Here is a 21,411-nt window from a genome sequence, read left to right as displayed (position 1 = left end):
GATCATTCGCCAAGAAGGTTGGGGTTTGACCGACACGCAGGTTGATGCACCAGGCAAATCGGGAGCTCCGGGCGAGCCCGGGAGGGCCGGCCGCCTGCGTCGGCTCGTTCATGGCTGGTCGGCGAACCTGGTTGTCATGCTGCTGGGCTTGACCCAGCAGCTCCTGCTGATTCCCGCGTTCCTGCATTTCTGGACCGGCGACATGCTCGCGGCCTGGTTCGCCATCTACGCAGCCGGCAATCTCGTCGTCGCCGCGGACGCCGGGCTGCAACTGCGCGCCATCAACCGGTTTCTCGCGTTCAAGTCTTGCGTCGATTGTGACGGAAGGACCGCGAATTTCTACGCCGGCATGCTGCGGACCTATCGCTGGCTGGTCGCCGTGCTCGTCCTCCTGCTGGTCGTGGCGGCGCAACTGTGGCCGCCCTCGTTCGTGCTCGGCTTTCATGCCACCGCCGGCTTCGATCCGGCACTGCTGGCGATGACGGTTGGCATGGTCCTGGTGCTGCCTTCCAACCTCGTCTCGGGCCTCTATCGCGTGCGCGGCAGATATAGCCGGACCGTCTGGCTGCAGAGCGCGGCGCTGTTTTCGGGACAACTCGCCCAGCTCGTCGCGATATCCTCGTCCGGCAGCCTGCTTGCGGTGGCGGCGGCCTTCGTTGTGCCGCAGGTGCTGTTGACGGTATTTCTGATCGCTTACGACGCGCCGCGCCTGTTTCCCTTCCTGCGCCGCGTCGGCGCAAGGCGGGGGGCGATCCGCGTCTCGCGGTGGGGTTTCGGGCAATTGGCTCTCGCCGCGCCCTTCGCGGTGTCCGGCATCGCCGAGCTTGCGCTCCTGAACGCGCCGGTGCTGCTGGTCAGCGCGCTCGTCACCGATCGCGTGGCGGTGGCGCAATGGGGCCTCACCCGTGTGATCGCGGGTCTCGTCAGGGGACTGTGCTGGCAGGCGACGCTGCCGCTGGCCGCTGAACTCGGCCATGACCACGCGATCGGCGACAGGGAGCGGCTGTGCGGGCTCTATGCGCGCGGCTCCGCGCTCGTCACCGCGCTTGCCAGCGTGATGGTGGCGGGCCTGCTGCCGTTCTGGGCCGACTTCTTCGCGCTGTGGACGCACGGCAGCATCCCCTATGACGCGCCGCTCGCGGTGATCCTGCTGCTCGGCTCGGCCGCGGCCGCACCCTCGCTGCTCGCCTATGCCTTCGCCACTCACAGCAATCGCGGCGATCTCCTGGTCCGGAGCAAGGGCCTGCAGCTCGTCGTCTTCCTGGGGCTGTCGTTCACCCTGATTCGCATGCTCGGACCGCTCGGCGCAGCCCTCGCCGTGGTCGCGAGCGATCTGCTGGTTCAATTCGGCCTGCTTACGCTGGTGATCATGGGCCAGACCCTGCAGCATCCGCTTCGGCATACCGCCTTCCTCGCCGTCATCGCCGCCGTCGTCGTGCCGGCGGGATGGGGGGTCGGCGTCGCGGTTGCATCGCTCGTGCCGGGGGCAGGGCTTGCCCATTTCATCGCCGAATGCGCGGTCTGGCTGGCCATCGCAGCGCTCGCCGCAAGTCCGCTGGCGTTCAGCGGGTTTCGCAACCGGCTGGCGGCCGCGATCCCGCGCTAGCCTCGAATTCGGCTTGACCTCGGGGGGATCCGACGGTTGAGTGCGGCGACGTTATGACCACCACGGCCGGGCGCGTTTGTGAGGCTTTTCCAGAACTGCAGGTACTACCCGTCGCTGCGCCCGAGGCTTCGCGAACTGACCGACCACTGCCCGACGTTTGCCGGCAAGATGGACGTGTTCCTGAAGTTCCGGCATGCCGGGTGCCACATCCTCAAGCCGGTGGACCAGCGGGCCGAATCGGCGTTCTTCGCCTACGGTGACGACATCGACGTGCAGCGGGTGTGGGCGAGCGAGCAGGGCCTGAGTTCGCGCGCCACTCCAGCCGAGATCCTGAAGGCCCAGATCGAGCATCATCGCGCGGACGTGTTCTACAACCAGGACACCACGGGCTGGCCGTCCGATTTCATCAGGAGCCTGCCCGGCTGCGTCAAGCACGTCATCGCCTGGCACGCGGCGCCGCTCCTGAACGTGGCTTTCTCAGATTACGATCTCGTCGTCTGCAACTTCCCTTCGATCCTGGCCTCGATCCGAGAGCGCGGCGCGCGGACCGACTATTTCTTCCCCGCCTATGATTCCGAGCTGGAGCCGTTGGCGGCGCGCCGGGACCGGCCGATCGACGTCCTCTTCGTCGGCGGCTATTCGCGCTACCACCGCCAGCGCGCCGCGGTGCTGGAGCAGGTCGCGGCGCTCGCTGGCGATCATGTCGTCGTGTATCACCTCGACCGCTCGCGGCTGTGCCGGCTGGCCGAATCGCCCCTCGGCAGATTATTGCCGTTGGCCGAACATCGCAGGCCGGAAACCGTGAGGTCGATCGCGCGGACGCCGGTCTTCGGGCGCGACTATTACGAGGTGCTGTCGCAAGCCAAGATCGTGCTCAACGGGGCGATCGACATCTCGGGCGAGGATCGCGGCAACATGCGCTGCTTCGAGGCGCTGGGAGCCGCATCGCTTCTGCTGTCCGATGATGGTAACTATCCGGACGGCATGGTCGACGGCGAGACGATCGCGACCTACGCCTCGCCGGAGGACGCCGTCAGGCAGGTGCGCAGGTTGCTCGACGATCCGGAGGAACGTGCTGGAATCGCCCGGGCGGGGCATGAGATGCTGAAGACCCGCTATTCCAAGGACGTGCAATGGAAGCGCTTCGAGGCGCTCGTGGCTTCGCTCTAGAAGGCCGACAATGTCAGACAGCTTCATCCCCATCTCGAAACCGATGATCGGACCGCGCGAGCGGGAACTCGTGCTCGATGCGCTCGATTCGGGCTGGGTGTCATCGATCGGGAAGTATATCGACGCGTTCGAGGAGGGATTTGCGCGCTATTGCGGCACGCGCTATGCGCTCGCCGTCAGCAACGGCACGACCGCGCTGCATCTGGCGTTCGAGACGCTCGGGCTGAAGCCGGGCGACGAAGTCATCGTTCCCGATCTCACCTTCGTCGCGACCGCAAACGCGGTCGCCTATACCGGTGCGACGCCGGTGCTGGCGGACATCGATCCCGAGACGCTTTGCCTCGATCCGGCGTCGGTGCGGGCGCTGATCACCCCGCGCACCAGGGCGATCGTCCCCGTGCATCTCTACGGCCATCCCGCGGACATGGATGCGCTGACCGAGATCGCGGACGCGCATGGCATTGCCATCATCGAGGACGCCGCGGAGGCGCACGGCGCGGAGTACCGGGGACGCCGGGTCGGCGCCCTCGGCAAATGCGGGGTGTTCAGCTTCTACGGCAACAAGGTGATCACCACCGGTGAGGGCGGCATGCTGACCACCGATGACGGCGACTTCTGGCAGCGTGCCAGGCGGCTGCGCGATCATGCGATGAGTCCCACGCGGCGCTACTTCCACGAGGAGCGCGGCTTCAACTACCGCATCACCAACCTGCAGGCGGCGCTCGGCGTCGCCCAGCTCGAGCGCATCGACGATTTCCTGAGCCGCCGCGCGGAGATCATGGACTGGTACCGGCAGGATATCCGGACGAGCGACCGCGTCCGCCTCAACCGGGTGAAGAACTGGGCCAAGAGTGCGTACTGGATGGTCTGCCTCGAGGCGGATGGCTTCGATACCGCGCGGCGCGATGCCTTCATGCAGGCCTTGAAGGCGCGCGGCATCGATTCCCGTCCCTATTTCTGCACGATGTCGTCGATGCCGATGTATCGCCAGGCGCCGGTGCCGGTCGCCGCCCGCAAGGCGCAGATCGGCCTGAACCTGCCTTCCTATTACGAACTGACGCGGTCCGAGGTGCGGCGGATCGGAACGGAAGTGAACGACCTCCTCAAGACCATGGACGCGGTGTGACGGCCAGGCTCGGCGTGGTGGCGCTCGCCGGCCCGAACAACGGCGGCACCTATCAATATACGCTGTCGATGCTTCACGGGCTGCAGCACGTGAAGGGCTTTGACGTGACGCTGTACGGCGATCCGGCCAATCCGGATTTCGCCGAGCTCGGCTACCGGATCGTGCCGTTCCAGGAGCCGCGCTGGCGGCAACTGGCGGCGCTCGCCGCGTATCGATCGCACGTCAGCCTTCCCGATCCCTTCCGCTCGGAAGACGTGCTGCTCGCCCCGATCTATTCGCTGGCGCTGCTGCACACCTCCCGGCCGTTCGCCTTCACGCTGCACGATCTGCAGGAAAACTACTACCCGCAAAACTTCACGCGGTGGCAGCGGCTGTGGCGGCACGAGGCCTATTCGTGCCTGCTCGAGCGAGCGCGGCGCGTGATCTGCGAATCCGAGCACGTGAAGGCCGATATTGCCGGCTCGTTCCCGGTGCCGGATGAGCGCATCAGGGTCATTGCGGCGCCGCCGCAGCGCCAGTTCGTCGAGCCGCAGTCGGACGAACAGCTTCACGCCGTGCGCGAGCGATTGCAGTTGCCGCCGCGGTTTTTGTTCTACCCCGCCCAGTTCTGGGTCCATAAGAACCATCTGCGCCTGATCGAGGCGTTTGCCGAGGTTTTGAAGCAGGTCCCGGATCTCAAGCTCGTGCTGACCGGGAAGCAGCGCGACCAGTATCGGGCCGTGATGGAGACGATCGGCCGGCTGGGCTTGCGCGGCAACGTCGTGCATGTCGGCTTCGTCGAGCGCGACGAGCTGCAGGCGCTGTATCGGCTCGCCGCGGCGCTGGTGATGCCCTCGCTGTTCGAAAGCATCAGCATTCCCGTCTACGAGGCCTTCCTCGCCGGCACCCCGGTGATCGCCTCGGGCATTCTCGGCATCCCCGAGCAGGTCGGCGACGCCGCATTGCTGTTCGACCCGAATTCCGTCGCCTCGATCAGGGACGCCATCCTGAAGGTCGTCGCGGATGCCGGGCTGGCGCGCGCGCTCGGTCGCAAGGGGCGCGAGCGCATGCTGGCGACGACGCCCGAGCGCTACGGTGAACAGCTGCAGTTGTTGCTCGGCGAGCTCTGCGGTCCGGAGCCGAATTCCTGAGCGGACTCGGAGGGTCCTCGCCCGTCCCGTGTCAAGGTGTCGAGGCTTCCGCCGGGCTTCCGAACAGCGTTCGCGGCGTCAGATACCAGAGCAGGAAGAGCAGCCACAGGCCGTGAGTCAACATCAGGGTCGAGAACGGCACGTTCATCATGATCTGCGGCACGATGGCTGCGGAGATCAGGATGAAGCGCGCCGACAGGCCGGCGGACAGGCGGTTGCCCAATGCGATGACCAGGCCGCACACCAACATCACGGCGGGCGCGGCCCAAAGCCCGACCGACGCAATGCCTTCCGTCGCGAACAGCGATGCGTTGAGGAATCCGAGCGGGTAGTTGCTGTTGAGCACCACCGAGATCGGCTCCTTCAGCGTGCACGGCACGAACGGCTTCAGCAGCCAGATCTGGCAGAAGTGCGTCAGGTCGTGCCGCGCGAAATAGTCGTTGTAGACGTCCATGGCCACCGACGGCACGCTCACCATCCTGCCGTTGACGATACTGAAATAGCGCCTCACCGGCTCGCCGATCGTGCTGACGAGGAGGACGCCGATCAGGACCGGAAGAAACAGTGACAGGATCGCCGCCGTTCGCCCCGACAGTCGCGACACCAGGACCACGAACAGCAACCAGGCCGGGGTGAACAGCGCCACCTTGCTCAGCGTGCTCGGGTAGAACGAGATCGAGATCGCTAGGACGGCGGCCGCCATCCAGTACCTGCGGCGCAAGGCGAAGCAGGCGAATGCAAACGGCAGGAGCGCCGTCATCGTGGCCGCCGTGGCATAGTTGAGCGCGGTGGGAAACTGTAGCTGGCTGCGATACTGGTAGATATCCTTGATCGTGACGAGGCGAAAGTTGTAGGTCGCCGCACTGGCCGACGTCACCAGGCAGATCGCGACGATCAGATAGAGGATGCGGTTGAAGTTGCGCTCCGAAATCTTCGCGAGCGGGGCGATCGGAGACGTGATCAAAAGCGCCGGCAGCAGGAGGGCGAGGCAGCAGGCGCCTGCGGAAACGGCCGCGCCGACATGATCGTATTGCAGTTTCGAGTACCACGTCAGCCAGAGAAAGCCGGCGACCACGGTGAAGAGGTAGAATCCGCAGAAATAGCCGAAGCTGAAACGGGCGAACACGAACAGTGGGGCGATGAGCGTGATCATCGCGGTCGCGGCAATCGCGAACGGCAGGCCTGCCGGCGCGTACATCACGTATTCCGAGCGATAGTGCGGAAATCCCATGCGGAGCGAAACCGCGCAGATGATGACGTGAAGGCTGATCAGGAGCGCAAGCCGCACCGGCCGTCCCGCCGCGCGATCGACCGGCGCAACAAGCTCGTGACGTACGGCGTTGGAGGGCTCGGTCATCGCTTCCTGATCTCGTTCTACCCCGCATCTGCGTTGGGCCTATCTCAGTCGCGGGAGAAGTTCAATTCGGGACTGCCCGGCGCGGGCCGGGGATTCCGGGAACGGGCCTCTGATGCGCTGCGGTTTTCGACTTGATTCGCCTTGCGGTTTCTCACTATTGAGACGGCGGTGGACAGAGAGGCCTCCGGCCATTCGCGGCTGCCCCGCGCCGCGGCTCTGCACGATGGCGGGCCGCGAATCCCGACAATTCGCGGTTGGCCGGCGCACCGCGGGCCCACGCAACGGCTCGCTGGCCTGTCCCGGCCATTGCTTGTATATGCTGGCGGAAATGTCCAACTCCTTCGTGGAATTCATGCTTCCAGACAGGTCTGCAAGGCCCGGGCTCATCGTCATGAGCTTTCATCCCGTGACCAGGTCGTTTGCGGAGCGAATTGCAGCAACCTGCGGTCCGGTGGACCGGTTCTATGACGCCGCGGGCCTGCGCAAGATGTCGCCGCTCGCCGCACTTCGGGAGTTGCGCAGTGTTCGGGCCGACAGGCTGGTCATCGCGCTCGAAAGCGACGTTTCGACGGCGCTGATTGCGCCGCTGTCGATCGCCGCCGGCTTTACCCGTGCGAAGTCCGTGGTCGCGATCTGGCCGGATTTGCGGGTCGAGGCGGTCGGGCGGCTCGGCGCGGCGCGGAACTTGCTGCGGCTGGCGCTGGACACGCTCGCCTCGCGCCGCGCGCTCGCCCGTCAATTGCGCGAGGGGGCGGCGATGGTGCAGTCGCCGATGCCTCGTCAGGTTGCCCCGAGCAGCGGCTCGCGCATTCTCTATCTCGACGCCAACATCTCGCTGGGCGTGCCCGTCGGCGGCTCGATCGGCCACACGGCGGGCGTCATCGAAGGCTTCCTCGATCACGCCTTCGAGGTGGATTATGCCAGTTTGAAGCCGCTGCCGACACATCGCGCGGGCGCGCATTGGCTGAGGCTGGAGCCGGGCACGCTGCTCGCCTATCCGTCGGAGCTGAACTACTATCGCTACGCGGAAGCGATCGAGGCGAGGATCATCCCGCTGCATGCGGCCAATCCATGGTCGTTCATCTATCAGAGATTTTCCCTGCACAATTTCAGCGGTCCTCATTTGGGGCGCCGGCTGAACGTGCCGGTCGTGCTCGAATTCAACGGATCGGAGGCTTGGGCGGCTGAAAACTGGGGAGCCAGGCTGATCCTGCATGATGCGGCGGTAAAGGCCGAGGACGTCGCTCTCGCGACCGCCGATCTGATCGCCGTCGTATCGGATGAGTTGGGGCGCGAGCTGAAGCGGCGCGGGATTCCGGACGGGAGGGTTGTGGTCTATCCCAACTGTGTCGACCCCGCCGTCTTCGATCCGGCGCGATTTTCACGCGATGAACTGCTTGGGCTGAGGCGCCAGAGGGGCATTCCGGAAGACGCGCTGGTCGCCTGCTTCATCGGAACGTTCGGGCAGTGGCACGGCATCGAGTTCCTCGCCGAATGCATCAGGGATATGGTCCGCGACGATGTTGGCTGGCTCGAGCGGAATAGGCTGCATTTCATGCTTGTCGGCGATGGGCTGAAGATGGAGGCCGTGCGCGAACTCGTCGGCTCACCCGAGGTCGCGCGCTTCGTTACGCTGACCGGCCTCGTGGCTCAGTCGGAAGCTCCCCGTTACCTGGCTTGCGCGGACCTCCTGCTTTCGCCGCACGTGCCGAACGCGGACGGGTCCGGATTCTTCGGGTCGCCGACCAAGCTGTTCGAGTATATGGCGATGGAGAAGCCGATTGTGGCGTCCGCGCTCGGCCAGATCGAGGATGTCATTGCCGGACGCGGGGCCACCCGTCTGGGCTCGTTGCCGCCCGGCGCCGGAGCGCCTTGCGGATTCCTGTTCGAGCCGGGCAATGCCCGGGCTTTCAAGGATGTGTTGAGGCGGGTCGTGGACGACATGCCGGCTGCGGCCGAGGTGGCGAAGGCGGCCCGCATCGAAGTCTTGAATCGCTATACCTGGAAGCGGCATGTCGATGCTATCCTTGCTGCCATGGCGGCCAATGGGCTGCTTTCGCGCCGCCCGGATCGCGACATCGCATGATCGCCTCCGGAGGAGAGGATTGCTCTGAATGTGCGGAATAGTGGGTCTGCTGGCATACGAAGGCGACGGCGGCGTCGATCGCACGGTGCTCGAGCGCATGCGGGACGTCATGGCGCATCGCGGGCCGGACGGCGGGGACGGCTGGGTCTCGGCCGACCGCAAGGTGGGTCTCGGCCATCGCCGTCTCTCGATCGTCGATCTCAACGTCGCCGCGACGCAGCCGATGCGCAACGAGGACGGCGCGGTCGTCATCACCTTCAACGGCGAGATCTACAATCACGCGAGGCTCCGCCCGGAGTTGGTCGCGCGCGGGCACGTGTTTCGCACCGACCACAGCGATACCGAGGTCCTGCTCCATGGCTATGAGGAGTGGGGCCTCGACGGCCTCCTGGAGCGGATCGAGGGCGACTACGCGTTCGGGATCTGGGACGAGCGCAAGGGGCTGTTGTCGCTTGCGCGCGACCGCATCGGGGTCAAGCCGCTGTATTTCGCGCGGATCAAGGGAAGCTTTGCCTTTGCCTCCGAAATGAAGGCGCTGGTCGAGCATCCGGGCTTCATCCGAGAGATCGATCCTGCCGCGATGTATCACTATCTGTCGTTCCTGACGACACCGGCGCCGCTGACGATGATGCGCGGCATCTACAAGCTGCCCGCCGGCTGCAGCATGACCGTCGATCGCGCCGGCAAGGCGAGCATCTCGCGGTACTGGGACGCGGTGCCGGGACGCGGGATCGAGCGAGGCGAGGTCGCGGGACTCTCCGATGCCGCGCTCGAGGAGTTCTACGTCGACGGCATCCGCGACCGGCTTCGGGCCAGCGTCGAGAAGCGCATGATGTCGGACGTTCCGATGGGTGTGTTCCTGTCGGGCGGCGTCGATTCGTCGACCAACGTGGCGCTGATGAGCGAGTTCTCCAGCCGTCCGGTCGAGACCTTCACGATCGGCTTCAGCGACTACAAGCATCTGAACGAATACGAGCAGGCCAACCAGATCGCGCGCCGGTTCGGCACCAATCATCATGAGATCGGGATCAGCAAGAAGGACATGATCGACTACCTGCCGAAGATGCTCCATTCGCAGGACGAGCCGATCGCAGACTGGGTCTGCATTCCCCTCTATTTCGTCTCCAAGCTCGCCCACGACAACGGCATGAAGGTGGTCCAGGTCGGCGAAGGCTCGGACGAGCAGTTCTGCGGCTATTCGGGGTACATGGCCTACCTGAAGATGTATCACAAATACTGGACGCCGTTCCGCAAATACCTGCCGCAGCCGGCGCAGCGCCTGGCCGCCGGCACCGCAAGCCTGCTTTCCGGCATGCATCCGCGGTTGCCGCTCTATGCCGACGTCATCGACCGCGCCGCCCGCGGCCGCGAGCATTTCTGGTCGGGGGCGATGGTGTTTCCGGATCTCATGAAAAGCCAGCTGGTCGATTCCGCCGCGATCGCGGCCGCGAACGACGACCACGCGGACGCGGCGGGGCTGCTCGATCCCGAATACCTGGAGCTCGACAGCTTCAACATCGTCCGCAGCTTCATGGATCCGCTCGACGCGAAATTTCCAAATCTCGATCCGCTGACCCGGATGATCCACAGCGAGCTCAGGTTGCGGCTTCCCGAGCTGCTGCTGATGCGGGTCGACAAGATCGGCATGTCGGAATCGCTGGAGGCGCGCGTGCCCTTCCTCGACCACAAGCTCGTCGAGTTCTCGATGGACATCCCCGAGGAATGGAAGACCAGGGGCGGCGAGCCGAAATATCTCCTGAAGAAGGCGGTCGAGGGGCTGATCCCCGACAACATCATCTACCGCAAGAAGATGGGCTTTGGCGCGCCTATGAGCGACTGGATGCGCAGCGATTTCGGCCGCGCCGTGCGCGCCTCCGTGTTCTCCTCAGGGCTCTTGCGGCGCGGCTTCCTGAAGACCGCCTACATCGACAAGCTGTTCGACTGGCACTTCACCGGACGCACGGATACCAGCCTGTATCTGTGGGCGATCTACAATCTGACGGCCTGGTACGATCTGTGGATCGACCGCAAGGCGGTCGATACGTCGCAGTTGTCCGATGCGGTTGCTTGAGGCGGCGCACCGCGCCAGGAGGATTCTCGGGAAGTCTCCGACTTACGTCGCGCGACGCGTGTTCCAGGAGGGCGAGCGCGAGCTCGACCGCTTCCTGGCGCCGATGCGCGAGCGCAGGCTCGATCGCCGTCGGCTGCTCGCGCTGGCGCGGACGTCATCCGTCGATGAATTGTGGGCGCGGCTGCGTGCGCGGCCGTTTCCGGCCTGGACGTCTGCAATCGATCCGCAAGTGCTCGATCGCATCGCGCCCGGCGAGAGCGCGCGGATCCGCGCCGCCGCGCAACTCGCCTGCGCGCGCACGGTCGATCTTCTGGGGACGGGGCCGGTCGCGCTCGGTCAGCCGATCGACTGGGCGCGTGACTATCGCGTCGGCATGGGGTGGCCGACGGGCTTCGCGCGCGCGATCGACTACGTCAATCGCGATCGTCCGAGCGACGTCAAGATCCCCTGGGAGATCTCGCGGCTGCAGTGGCTGATTCCGGCGGGACAGGCCTATCTGCTCGACGCCGACGAGCGATATGCGGTCGCGACACGGGCCATCCTCGATGAGTGGATCGACGCCAATCCGCTCGCCTACACGGTCAACTGGTCGTGCACGATGGAGGCGGCGATGCGCCTCTTCACCTGGACCTGGCTGTTTCACGCGTTCGCCGGCAGTCCCTCGTGGCGCGACGAAGGTTTTCGCATCCGATTTCTCGCCGCGCTCTACCTCCACGGCGACTTCACGCTCAGGCACATCGAGAAGGCCGATGTCAACGGCAATCACTACACCGCGGATCTCGCCGGCCTCACGATGGCCGGCCATTTCTTCGGCGAGGTCGGCGACGCCGGCCGATGGCTCGAGGTCGGCTGGAGCGGCCTGGAGCAGGAAATCACGACGCAGGTCTTCGCGGACGGGGTCGATTTCGAGGCCTCCGTTCCCTACCACCGGCTGGTATTCGAGCTGTTCTTGTGGCCTGCGCTGTTCCGGAAGGCCTGCGGCGCGAACCTGCCGGGCAGCTATGTCGAGCGGCTGCGCGCGATGGCGCGGTTCACTGCGGCCTACGCGCGTACCGACGGCACCGGCCCCCTGTGGGGCGATGCCGATGATGCGAGGGCGTTGCCGTTCGGCGGCCAGGGGCGCGGCGACCATCGCTACCTGATCGGCCTGGCGGCCGCCGCATTCGGCGACGCCGGGCTGGCGGCGCAGTTCAGCGGGCCGCGCGCCGAACTGGTCTGGGCGCTCGGCCCCGAACAGGCTGCGGCATTTGCGCCGGTCGCATCCCGGGACGTGCCGTCGACGGCCTTTGCGCATGGCGGCGTCTATATCATGCGCACGCGGGACCATCACGTGTTCATCGATTGCGGCCCGGTCGGTCTCGCCGGGCGCGGCGGACACGGCCACAACGACGCGCTGTCGTTCGAGGCCTGGCTCGACGGCGCGCCGCTCGTCACCGACCGCGGCTCGTTCGTCTATACGGCCTCGTTCGACGGGCGAAACGAGTTTCGCGCGACCCGGTCCCACAACACGCCCTGGGTCGATCATGCGGAGATGAACCGCTTCGACCCCGACAACCTCTGGAGCTTGCAGGACGACGCGCGGGCCGAATGCACCCAGTGGCAGAGCGGCGAGACGAAGGATGTGTTTGCAGGCCGGCATCATGGCTACCGCCGCCTTGGCGTAGACGTCGCGCGCACGATCAGCCTGGACAAGGCATCGGGCCGGCTGGAGATCGCGGACGTCATCGACGGGCAGGGCGAGCATGACGTCGTCGTGCCGCTGCATCTCGCGCCAGGCGTCATGGTCGATCGCAGCGGGGCCGAAATCCGGCTCTGCTCGGCGGGGCGCGCCTTCTTGCTCGGCGCGTCCGGCGACGGCTGGGACCTCGAGATCGAGCCCACGACGGTGTCGCCGAGCTACGGCGTCGTCGTGCCGTCCGTCCGGCTGGCGTGGAGGAGGCTCGGCGCCTTGCCGGCGAGGTTGACGGTGACGATCGAACCGGACGGGAACGACACCGCGTGCGCGCCCTGATCCATACCTATGCCGAGATGCTTCTGGCGCGCGGCCTCGCGATCCTGGGCTCGTTCGGCGTTGCGATCCTGACCGCCCGCATGCTCGGCCCCGTCGATCGAGGCCGCTACTACTACATCGTCACGCTGGCGGCGGTCGGCGTGCAGATCGCCTCCCTCGGCATTCATTCCAGCAACACCTATCTGATTGCGAGGACGCCGGCGCTGCTCGCGCAGATCATGGCCAACACGTTGTGGATCGCGGTGGTGGGCGGAGTAGCGGCCGCAGCGGGGGTCCTCGTGTTCGATCTGGCGGTCGCCGGACACGAGCAAGACGTCGCGCTGGTCGCCAGCGTCCTGATGCTGACGCCGTCGCTATTGCTGTTCCTGTATTTGTCCAACATCGCCGTCGCGCTCAACCGTCCAAGGGCGTTCAACGGCCTGATCATCCTGAACGGCATTGCAGCCGTCGGCGCGGCACTGCTTGCGTCCTATCCCTCGCCGCGACTCGGCGGTTTCCTGCTTGCCGCCGTGATGGCCTCGCTCGTCGCCTGCGCCGTGGCCTGGATCGTCCTGGCAAGGGGCGTCAAGATTCCCCGACGCTTCGATGTTCCGTTGCTGCGGGAGGGGATCGCCTATGCGCTGCGAGCTCACATCGCGACCCTGCTCGGCTTCCTGATGACCCGCATGAGCGTCATGGTGCTCAGGCAATTCGGCGAGTTCGCCGATCTCGGCTACTGGTCGATCGCGGCGCAGATCGCCGATGCGCTCCTGATCCTGCCGGCGACGATCGGGCTTCTGCTGTTTCCCGCGCTCGTGCGCGCCGAAAAGGCGGCGCGCGTACGGCAGTACCGGGCCGCGCTGCTGCAACTCGGCCTGCTGATGACCGTGGTATGCGCGGCCGCTGCCGCGCTGGCCGGCCCGGCCATCGCCATCATCTTCGGAGCGGCCTACGAGCCCGCCGTCGCCATCTTCCTTGCGCTGCTTCCCGGCGTGTTCTTCATCGGGGTCGGGTCGGCGGCTTCGCAGTTCTTGTCGGCAAGCGGCTTTCCCTGGTCCCAGGTCATGGCCTGGCTTTGCGGCGCAGCCTTGCAGGCGCTGCTCTCGGTCGCGTTGTTCGACCGGCTCGGGACCGTCGGCCTTGCATGGATCCAGAGCGGCTGTGCCGGATTGGTCTGCGTATGGCTGCTTGCGAGCAGCACTGTGCTGGCGTCTGCCGACCGGCACTGATGCCCGGGGTCGTCATTGGCGTATCGAGCGAATTCATCCCTGATCGCAATGCTACTTTTTCGCATTCGCGACCACGTACCAGCCCCAGCGTCGTTCAACAGCACCACCGAACCACTTCGGAATGAAGCGGCCGACCAGCGGAATTCGGTCGTAGGCCAGCCCGTGAATACTGATGTCGATGTTGGAAAAATCACCGAGTATCGTGCGTAGCTGGCGCGCGGAGTAGAGCTTCACCAGTGGTGAAATTTCGACTCCGTCGGCTCCGCCTTCGATTCTCGACAGCAGTCGCCGGTAGCCCAATCGTCTCAGATTTCCGTCTATGATTCCAGCCATCAGCAGCCAGAGGTGAGGCAACGACCAGAAATGATAAAGCGCAATCTTGAAGGTGCCGCCCGGCTTGAGAACGCGATAGGCCTCGCCGATGCATCGAACCGTGTTGTCAGTGTGGTGCAGAACGCCGAGTGAATAGACGATGTCCATGCTCTCCGAAGCGAACGGAAGCTCTCCGGCATTGCCTAGGTGCAGATCGACCGGCCGCTTGAGCGCGGCGAAGTAGCGCTTGCAGATTTCGTGGTGGTTTGGCGTGAGGTCGATGCCGTGAACGTGCCCCCCCGCCATCGCCGCGTGCAGAAGATCGCATCCCTGGCCATGTCCGATTTCCAGGACCTCCTTGCCCTTCATCGAAGGAAAATCCAGCACGATGGGCACCCACGGATCATTCCGACCATAGCGTCGCTCGACGAGCCGATTGAAGGTTTCGAGCGTTCCGGCGGCCTCGTTTTCGCTTTCGGACAGGGTTCCGCAGGCGCGATTGTTCCAGGTTGCTTGAGCTTGGAGATTGGCTTCGGACAATGCCACGTCGAGGATCCTGGTAGGAGCTGGGAATACGTAGCTGTATAGCAAGGGCGGCGCGGGAACAATGTTCGGATCGCGCCCGACGAGGGCAATCGGCGATCATGTTCGGCTCGCCAGACGGCTCAGCTCGCATTGCCGGCCGACAACGACGCCCGCAAAAGCGGCTCGAAACGCCGCGGCGCGTAGCCGAAATCGAGCCGCGCATCGTCGTCGGAAAAGATCAGGTCCTTCTGCATCCGCTCGGCCATGGACGACCTGATGTGCCTGTAGCGGGGATGCAGCCGAATGATCCTGGCGGCCAGCTCGAATGCGGGAAGCGGAACCGTCAGGAAGCGCGGAGTCTTCCCCATGGCCTGAAATATCCGGCTGATCATGTCCCGATAGGAGAGCATCTCGCCACCGACGACGTTGTAGATTCGGCCGAAGGTCTTTTCATTGCGGCAGATCTGCAGACAGGCATGGGCGAGATCCTCGGCGTGCACCGGCTGCCGCAGGCCGGATGCGTCTCCGAACACCGGAAAGAAGCCCAATAGCCTGATGATGCGCGCGACGTCCTGCACCGTGCGGTCGCCGAACTTGCCGCCGTAGATCAAGGTGGGCCGCAGGACCGTCCATGCGATCCGCAGCCGATCGCAGGTTGCGATGAAGGCGAGTTCGCTGTTGGCTACATCTGCGGCGCCCTTGGCGTCGACGGGATCGCTGGAATCGATCTTGGTCAGGATGCTGGTGCTGCTGAACCTGATGACGCGCTCGAGTCCGGCGACGTGCAAGGATTCGAGGCAGGTCGAACGCATTCCCAGCGTGTCGAATGTGACCCTGGCTCCGATCGCCGGAATCTGCGCGGCTTCGTCCCTGAGGTCGAGGCTGTGCCACACCGCGTTTGCGCCGTAGTTCAACTGCGGCTTGATCCCGCGCGAGACGAGATGGACAAACCATCCGTCCTGCAGGAGCGCAGGCACCAGCCAGGAGGCGGGTTGGCTCGAAGCACCGAGTACAATACAGCTCTTTTGGTCAACCATGATCGGGCTTGATTGCGAAAAAGCTCTGAGGACAGTTGTCGGGCTGATCCAATCGACGAGCGCCCCCTCAGCGTTGCTTGCGGGCGCTTCGGATGCGCTAGGTCAGGGGCGCACTGCTTCGATCATGAGATAGAGACCGAGCCGGCGCGCCGCAAGGCGCAGGATCGGTCGAGGCCACAGCCGCCGCGCAATCGACAGGAGGCCGCCGCGGTGCCGTTGGCCCGTTGCGCCCGAAAGCAGATCCCCGGGGCTGAGTTGCACCTGCATCTCGACCAGCCGCAAGCCGCTGGACTCGATCAGGGAGGCTGCCTCGCGCGCCGAATAGGCCTTCGTTCCCGGGCTCTCGAGATGCTTCGCATAGATCGAGGCGAGGTCGGACGAGAAGCGTCCGTACCGCAGCCACAGCATGAGACCGACGATCGACCATTTGTGGTAGATCATCAGCCGCGCGACGCCTCCGGGCTCCAGCACGCGCGCAACCTCTCTGAAGGCTTGCCGGGTGTCGTTGCTGTGGTGAAGGACGCCCCAGCTGTAGACGATGCGGAACGTCGCGTCGGGGAAGGGAAGCCGCTCGGCGTCCGCGACCTCGAGTTCGGAGTGCAGCCCCGAGAGCGCGAGACGTTCGCGCGTCAGGTCGATCGCGCGCTGGGTCAGATCGACGCCACAAAGCCGGCCGGGCTGGCTGCGCGCCCACTGCTCGTGGTCCGCGCCCATGCCGACGCCGATTTCGAGCACCGCCTGATGCCGTCCTTCCTCGAAGCGAGCGAAGGGCTTGATGAAGGGTTCGAGTTCGTACCGGGTCACGCGCTGGCTGGCGAAACGCTCGGACGCTTCGTCGCCGACCGCATAGGCGGCCTCGCCGCAGGCGGCCTCGTTCCAGAAATCGCGAACCACCGAATTGTTCATGGAGTTGCTCGAGTTGAGGTCACGACCCTATCCTACCGCCCGCGCGCGAGCAAGAAAGCCCGCCATCTACTGCGTGCTTCAGGCAGATGACGAAGACCTGCACGGGATGACGCAGGACGATGTCGAAATGCGTGTGCTTGAGGCTCAGGTAGTAGGTGTTCGAGAGGTAGACGACTAAGGGAGCCAGCGCTTGGCGGCGTCGCGCCCGACGTCGTCCCACGGCAGGCCGACGGGATTGCCGACTGCTCCGAGACCAATGTACGGGTTTTGCCACGTTTCGTGCTGCTGCATCATGTCGACGGGCGAGATTCGCTGCATGCGGTCCGAGCGTGTGAAAGAGATTGGCGAACGCCGGAGCGCCGCCCACACGAAGGCGACTGCATGGAGCCCGACGCTGCGACCGGGATAATCGCCCTGCGGTCACGTCCGCCGCGGACGGCCCAGCGACACCTGGAACGTCGGCGTCGAGCCGACATCCAGCGGACTCTCAACCTAGCGCAAACGGCCTTTCCGCCCCGGTGCCGGGATGGGCGTAACGTCCTGTCGGGACTGTTTGAATTCCCGCCGAAAGTGCTATTACCCTGCGGGCCGGCCGACAGGCAGTGCGGAAGGGATACGAGGGACATGTTGCGGTACCGAGGGGGCAATCTCGCGCGCCTGGTCCGCACTGTGCGCCATCTGCGTGCCCGGCAGGTCATCAACCGCATCTCGCGCCGGGTGTTGCGGCCGGCTGTCGCGCGCGGGCCGGCACCGGCCTTGCGTCCGCCGACCACGACGTGGAGGAATTGCGACGGCCGGTCCGCCAGCATGTCTTCGCCGCGGCGCTTTCGCTTCCTCGGGCAGCAGGCGATTCTGCAGGATGCTGCAGGCTGGAACGATCCGGCACTGCCGAAACTGTGGCTGTACAACCTGCACTATTTTGACGATCTGCGGGCACAGGCTTGCGCGGACCGCGCCGCGTGGCATCGCGACCTGATCGATGCCTGGATCGCCGATAATCCACCCGTTACGGGAAACGGCTGGGAACCGTATCCGATGTCGCTGCGCATCGTGAACTGGATCGCGTGGGCGCTCGCGGGCAACGGTCTCGAACCTGCAGTCCGCGACAGTCTCGCGCTTCAGGCTCGCGCGCTGAACGGTTCGCTCGAATACCATCTGCTCGGTAACCATCTGCTCGCGAATGCGAAGGCGCTGGTGTTCGCAGGCTGCTACTTCTCGGGACAGGAAGCCGAGAGCTGGTTGCACACGGGGCTGGATCTGCTCGAGCGGGAATGGCGCGAGCAGATTCTGGGCGACGGCGGCCACTTCGAGCTCAGCCCGATGTACCACGCCATTCTGCTCGAGGATGTCCTGGACCTGGTCCAACTGGCGAGGATCTATCCGCAGGCGATTGCCGCACGATCGGCCGCGTGGCCGGCGCTGGCCGGACGCATGCTCGCTTGGCTCGGCGCAATGAGTCATCCCGATGGCGACATCGCCTTCTTCAATGACGCGGCCTTCGGCATCGCGCGGACCCATGGTCAGCTCTCTGACTATGCGCGATGGCTGAACATTCCGGTCGAGGGCAATTCGCCGGCCGTCCGCCTCGCCGACAGCGGCTACGTTCGACTTGAGTCCGGTCCCTGGCTCGCGATCTTCGATGCCGCCGAAGTCGGTCCGTCCTATCTTCCGGGACATGCGCACGCGGACACGCTCTCTCTCGAAGTGACCTTCGGCGGTCATCGCCTGGTCACCAATTCCGGCACGTCGACCTATGCCGAGGGTGCAGTTCGGAATGAAGAGCGATCCACCGCCGCCCACGCGACCGTCGAGATCGATGCCGAGAGTTCCAGTGAAGTCTGGGCCGGGTTTCGCGTCGGACGGCGTGCGCATCCCTTCGACAGATCGGTCTCGTCCGCCGGCGAGGTTCAGACGGCCTCGGCAAGCCATGACGGCTACCGCTGGCTCGCCGGCAAACCCGCTCATCGGCGCGAGGTCAGGATCGACGCGACGTCGCTGATCGTTCGTGACACCGTCATGGGGGAAGGGAATCACGCGGTGGTGGGACGGTTTCCGCTGCACCCGCTGGTGAGCCAGGCCCGACCCGACGGGCGAGGCTGGACCGTCGAACTGCCGGACAAGACGGTCCTGCGCGTCATGGTCAAGGGGGATGCAGAGTGCTTTCTGAGCGAGGGGTACTACGCTCCGAGCTTCGGCCAGCGAATCTTGCGACCCGTCCTTGCCTGGAGGTATACGGGCAGGCTACCTATCGGGGTCGAAACCCACTTCGAGTTGTAATTTGCGCATTCTGCTGCTGACCGACCACTATCCACCCGAGGCAAGCGCGCCAGCGATTCGCTGCAGCACGCATGCGCGGCGCTGGGTGGCACGCGGTCATCAGGTCAACGTCGTGACCAATTTTCCGAACTATCCGGATGGCAAGGTCTTCGGCGGCTATCGGCAGTCGCTCTACAAGCGCGAGACCGCGGATGCGGTCGACGTCTTGCGTGTCCCGACCCTGGTGTTTCCCAATCGCGGCCTGTTCCTGCGGATTCTCGATTTTCTGAGCTACATGGTGACGGCGAGCATTGCGTCGTTTTTCGTGAGACGGCCCGATATCGTCATCGCGACGTCGCCGCACCTCTTCGCCGCGGTGGCGGGCTGGTTCGTCAGCCGCGTCTACCGCAGGCGCTTCGTGTTCGAAGTCCGCGATCTCTGGCCGGATTCGATCGTCGCCGTCGGCGCCATGAAGGAGGGCTGGCTGCTCGACCTCGTCCGGGGGGTGGAGCATTTCCTCTATCGTCAGGCCGATCTGATCGTCGCGGTCACGCATTCGACACGCGACGTGCTGATTGCGCGCGGCATCGACGCCGACAAGATCATCGTCGTGACCAATGGGGCCGATACCGCGCAACTCACGCCGGGACGCGCACCGGCGTCGCTGCGCCAGAAACTCGGGATCGAGGGCAAGATCGTCGTCTCCTACATCGGCACGGTCGGAATGGCCCACGGGTTGCAGCTCATCCTCGACGCCGCCGAGATGTGCCTGACGCGCGTTCCGGAGGCGCACTTCGTCATCGTCGGGTCGGGCGCCGAGCGCGAGGAGCTGGAACAGCAGGCCGAGCGGCGCGGACTGCGCAACGTGCTGTTCGCGGGTCGCATGTCGCACGAAGAGGTCGTCGACTACTGGCATCTGAGCGATCTCACGCTCATTCTGCTGAAGAATACGCCGTTGTTCAGGACGGTCATCCCTTCGAAGGTGTTCGAGGCGCTGGCGACCGGCACGCCGATCATCACCAACGTACGCGGAGAGCTGGAGCGGTTGCTCGAGCCGATCGGCGCCGCGGAGATCATCGAGCCGGACAGCGTGGACGCCCTGGTGAGCGCGATCGGGAAACTGGCGCGGGACCCGGAGCGGCGTCGCGAACTGGCGGAAAGGGCCGCCGCGGGCGCCAAGCGCTATGACCGCCTGGTTCTCGCAGACAACCTGCTGGATGCTCTGGAGCGCTTTCGCCCGCGCGAGCCCGGAGAATCCGACAAGCCGGGTCGCGGCCTTCTCCGCGAGAACATCGGCTGATCGTCATCCTGCTCGTAACATCGAATATGTTGTTGTAATAAAAAGACTTTTTCCTTTCTGGCCAATCCCAATATTTCGTCGGGACCGGCGTTGGTTTCAGTTTGTATATTTTCGCTCGACTGGCTACACAGCGCTCCGGCGAGCCCGGTGGCTGAGTGTCGGTACACAATCCCAGAATGCGAAAAGTCATTGCGATATTCGGGACGCGTCCTGAAGCCATAAAGATGGCCCCGGTCGTCACCGAGCTGCGGCGAAGCTCGAGCATCGATCTGCGGGTCTGCGTGACGGGGCAGCATCGGGGCATGCTGGATCAGGTGCTGGACCTGTTCGCGATCAAGCCCGACTACGATCTCAACCTGATGTCGCCGAATCAGGCGCTGGATCAGCTGACCGCAAAACTCCTGACCGGCGTCGGGCACGTGCTCGACCTGGAAAAGCCGGATCTGGTCCTGGTGCATGGCGACACCTCCACGACGCTTGCGGCGTCCCTGGCCGCATTCTACCGCAAGTTGTTCGTCGGCCATGTCGAGGCCGGCCTGCGGTCGGGATCGCTGAGTGCGCCCTGGCCGGAGGAGATGAACCGCCGGGTCGCGACGCTGGCGACCCGGTTTCATTTCGCCCCGACCGAGCGGTCGCGGCAAAATCTCCTCGACGAGGCGGTCGACCCCTCGCATATCCACGTCACCGGCAACACCGTCATCGATGCGCTGATGGAAACCGTGGAGCGGAGCAAGGCCGCGCCGACCGCGCGCGCCCGGATGCAGGCGCGCTTCGGCTTTCTCGATCCCGGCCTGCCGCTGATCCTGGTGACCGGGCACCGGCGGGAGAATTTCGGCGATGGGTTCGAGAACATCTGCCGGGCTCTTGCCGATATCGTCGCCCGGCACAAGGTGCAGATCGTCTATCCGGTCCATCCCAATCCGAACGTGCTGGCGCCGGTGCAGCGCCTGCTCGGACAACAGAAGCGGATTCATCTGATCGATCCGCTCGACTACGAGCCGTTCGTCTATTTGATGGAACGCTGCCACCTCATCATCACCGATTCCGGCGGCGTGCAGGAAGAGGCGCCGTCGCTCGGAAAGCCCGTGCTCGTCATGCGCGAGACCACCGAGCGCCCCGAGGCCGTCGACGCCGGCACCGTGATTCTCGTTGGCACGTCACGCGAGCGCATCGTCGAGGAGACGACCCGGTTGTTGACCGATCGCGGCCACTATGCGCGGATGGCCCAGGCGATCAATCCGTACGGCGACGGCAAGGCCGCAAAGCGCATCCGAAAGGCGATCGAGGATCAGTTGTGAGTGACGCGAGGC

15 protein-coding genes are annotated in these 21,411 nt (G+C 65.1%); 11 read left to right on the top strand and 4 right to left on the bottom strand.

The window, feature by feature from the left end; all coding sequences use genetic code 11:
- Positions 1–136 precede the first annotated feature (136 nt).
- From KGM94_RS05505 to KGM94_RS05490, 4 genes are all read left to right on the top strand, one after another.
- Entirely contained in the window at positions 137–1,606 is a 1,470-nt protein-coding gene (locus KGM94_RS05505) for a hypothetical protein (RefSeq protein WP_300255735.1), read from the top strand.
- A gap of 78 nt (positions 1,607–1,684) precedes the next feature.
- Positions 1,685–2,776 carry a glycosyltransferase gene (locus tag KGM94_RS05500; RefSeq protein ID WP_300255733.1) on the top strand — a complete coding sequence of 364 codons (1,092 nt, stop codon included), beginning with the start codon at positions 1,685–1,687 and terminating at the stop codon, positions 2,774–2,776.
- Between the two features lie 10 nt (positions 2,777–2,786).
- On the top strand, positions 2,787–3,902 hold the full coding sequence (locus KGM94_RS05495) for a DegT/DnrJ/EryC1/StrS family aminotransferase (RefSeq protein ID WP_300255731.1): 1,116 nt from the start codon (positions 2,787–2,789) through the stop codon (positions 3,900–3,902).
- Positions 3,899–5,032 carry a glycosyltransferase family 1 protein gene (locus KGM94_RS05490; protein ID WP_300255729.1) on the top strand — a complete coding sequence of 378 codons (1,134 nt, stop codon included), beginning with the start codon at positions 3,899–3,901 and terminating at the stop codon, positions 5,030–5,032. Before KGM94_RS05495 ends, KGM94_RS05490 begins: the two co-directional genes overlap by 4 nt.
- A 31-nt stretch (positions 5,033–5,063) precedes the next feature.
- Here KGM94_RS05490 and KGM94_RS05485 read toward each other — a convergent pair whose 3' ends face one another.
- Complete coding sequence (locus KGM94_RS05485; protein WP_300255727.1) at positions 5,064–6,389, bottom strand: hypothetical protein; 1,326 nt, start codon at positions 6,387–6,389, stop codon at positions 5,064–5,066.
- Between the two features lie 223 nt (positions 6,390–6,612).
- Between KGM94_RS05485 and KGM94_RS05480 the strand changes: the two genes are divergently transcribed.
- Genes KGM94_RS05480 through KGM94_RS05465 form a run of 4 tightly spaced genes read left to right on the top strand, consistent with a single transcriptional unit; the run spans position 6,613 to position 13,765 of the window.
- Entirely contained in the window at positions 6,613–8,475 is a 1,863-nt protein-coding gene (locus KGM94_RS05480) for a glycosyltransferase (RefSeq protein ID WP_300255725.1), read from the top strand.
- Between the two features lie 28 nt (positions 8,476–8,503).
- Positions 8,504–10,546: an asparagine synthase (glutamine-hydrolyzing) gene (gene asnB, locus KGM94_RS05475; protein WP_300255723.1), complete on the top strand. Its 2,043-nt coding sequence runs from the start codon at positions 8,504–8,506 to the stop codon at positions 10,544–10,546.
- On the top strand, positions 10,533–12,557 hold the full coding sequence (locus KGM94_RS05470; RefSeq protein ID WP_300255721.1) for an alginate lyase family protein: 2,025 nt from the start codon (positions 10,533–10,535) through the stop codon (positions 12,555–12,557). Before asnB ends, KGM94_RS05470 begins: the two co-directional genes overlap by 14 nt.
- Positions 12,545–13,765 (top strand): oligosaccharide flippase family protein, encoded by a 1,221-nt coding sequence (locus KGM94_RS05465; RefSeq protein ID WP_300255719.1) that lies wholly within the window; start codon positions 12,545–12,547, stop codon positions 13,763–13,765. The genes KGM94_RS05470 and KGM94_RS05465 overlap by 13 nt, the downstream gene beginning before the upstream one ends.
- 51 nt (positions 13,766–13,816) lie before the next feature.
- Here the strand turns inward: KGM94_RS05465 and KGM94_RS05460 are convergent, their stop codons facing one another.
- From KGM94_RS05460 to KGM94_RS05450, 3 genes are all read right to left on the bottom strand, one after another.
- Positions 13,817–14,623, bottom strand: coding sequence for a class I SAM-dependent methyltransferase (locus KGM94_RS05460; RefSeq protein WP_300255717.1), 807 nt, complete (start codon positions 14,621–14,623; stop codon positions 13,817–13,819).
- A 119-nt stretch (positions 14,624–14,742) separates the two neighbouring features.
- On the bottom strand, positions 14,743–15,639 hold the full coding sequence (locus KGM94_RS05455; RefSeq protein ID WP_300255716.1) for an NAD-dependent epimerase/dehydratase family protein: 897 nt from the start codon (positions 15,637–15,639) through the stop codon (positions 14,743–14,745).
- A gap of 102 nt (positions 15,640–15,741) precedes the next feature.
- On the bottom strand, positions 15,742–16,545 hold the full coding sequence (locus KGM94_RS05450) for a class I SAM-dependent methyltransferase (protein ID WP_300255715.1): 804 nt from the start codon (positions 16,543–16,545) through the stop codon (positions 15,742–15,744).
- A gap of 624 nt (positions 16,546–17,169) precedes the next feature.
- Here KGM94_RS05450 and KGM94_RS05445 point away from each other — a divergent pair.
- From KGM94_RS05445 to wecB, 3 genes are all read left to right on the top strand, one after another.
- Positions 17,170–18,822, top strand: coding sequence for an alginate lyase family protein (locus KGM94_RS05445; RefSeq protein WP_300255713.1), 1,653 nt, complete (start codon positions 17,170–17,172; stop codon positions 18,820–18,822).
- 1 nt (position 18,823) lies between these two features.
- Complete coding sequence (locus tag KGM94_RS05440) at positions 18,824–20,101, top strand: glycosyltransferase family 4 protein (RefSeq protein WP_300255711.1); 1,278 nt, start codon at positions 18,824–18,826, stop codon at positions 20,099–20,101.
- 176 nt (positions 20,102–20,277) lie between these two features.
- Positions 20,278–21,399, top strand: a complete 1,122-nt coding sequence (gene wecB, locus KGM94_RS05435) for a UDP-N-acetylglucosamine 2-epimerase (non-hydrolyzing) (protein ID WP_300255709.1) — start codon at positions 20,278–20,280, stop codon at positions 21,397–21,399.
- Positions 21,400–21,411 lie beyond the last annotated feature (12 nt).

The sequence above is a fragment of the Bradyrhizobium sp. genome, assembly GCF_028868675.1.
GTDB lineage: Bacteria > Pseudomonadota > Alphaproteobacteria > Rhizobiales > Xanthobacteraceae > Bradyrhizobium.
Note: the sequence above shows the minus strand (reverse complement) of the source record. Positions and strands in the feature narration are given on the sequence as shown.

What these genes read in the sequence shown, in the direction of transcription:
- KGM94_RS05480 (WP_300255725.1), top strand. Translation starts at nt 6,613, where the DNA reads ATGGCGGGCCGCGAATCCCGACAATTCGCGGTTGGCCGGCGCACCGCG.
- KGM94_RS05455 (WP_300255716.1), bottom strand. Translation starts at nt 15,639, where the DNA reads ATGGTTGACCAAAAGAGCTGTATTGTACTCGGTGCTTCGAGCCAACCC.
- asnB (WP_300255723.1), top strand. Translation starts at nt 8,504, where the DNA reads ATGTGCGGAATAGTGGGTCTGCTGGCATACGAAGGCGACGGCGGCGTC.
- KGM94_RS05470 (WP_300255721.1), top strand. Translation starts at nt 10,533, where the DNA reads ATGCGGTTGCTTGAGGCGGCGCACCGCGCCAGGAGGATTCTCGGGAAG.
- KGM94_RS05495 (WP_300255731.1), top strand. Translation starts at nt 2,787, where the DNA reads ATGTCAGACAGCTTCATCCCCATCTCGAAACCGATGATCGGACCGCGC.
- KGM94_RS05485 (WP_300255727.1), bottom strand. Translation starts at nt 6,389, where the DNA reads ATGACCGAGCCCTCCAACGCCGTACGTCACGAGCTTGTTGCGCCGGTC.
- wecB (WP_300255709.1), top strand. Translation starts at nt 20,278, where the DNA reads ATGCGAAAAGTCATTGCGATATTCGGGACGCGTCCTGAAGCCATAAAG.
- KGM94_RS05505 (WP_300255735.1), top strand. Translation starts at nt 137, where the DNA reads ATGCTGCTGGGCTTGACCCAGCAGCTCCTGCTGATTCCCGCGTTCCTG.
- KGM94_RS05445 (WP_300255713.1), top strand. Translation starts at nt 17,170, where the DNA reads ATGTTGCGGTACCGAGGGGGCAATCTCGCGCGCCTGGTCCGCACTGTG.
- KGM94_RS05450 (WP_300255715.1), bottom strand. Translation starts at nt 16,545, where the DNA reads ATGAACAATTCGGTGGTTCGCGATTTCTGGAACGAGGCCGCCTGCGGC.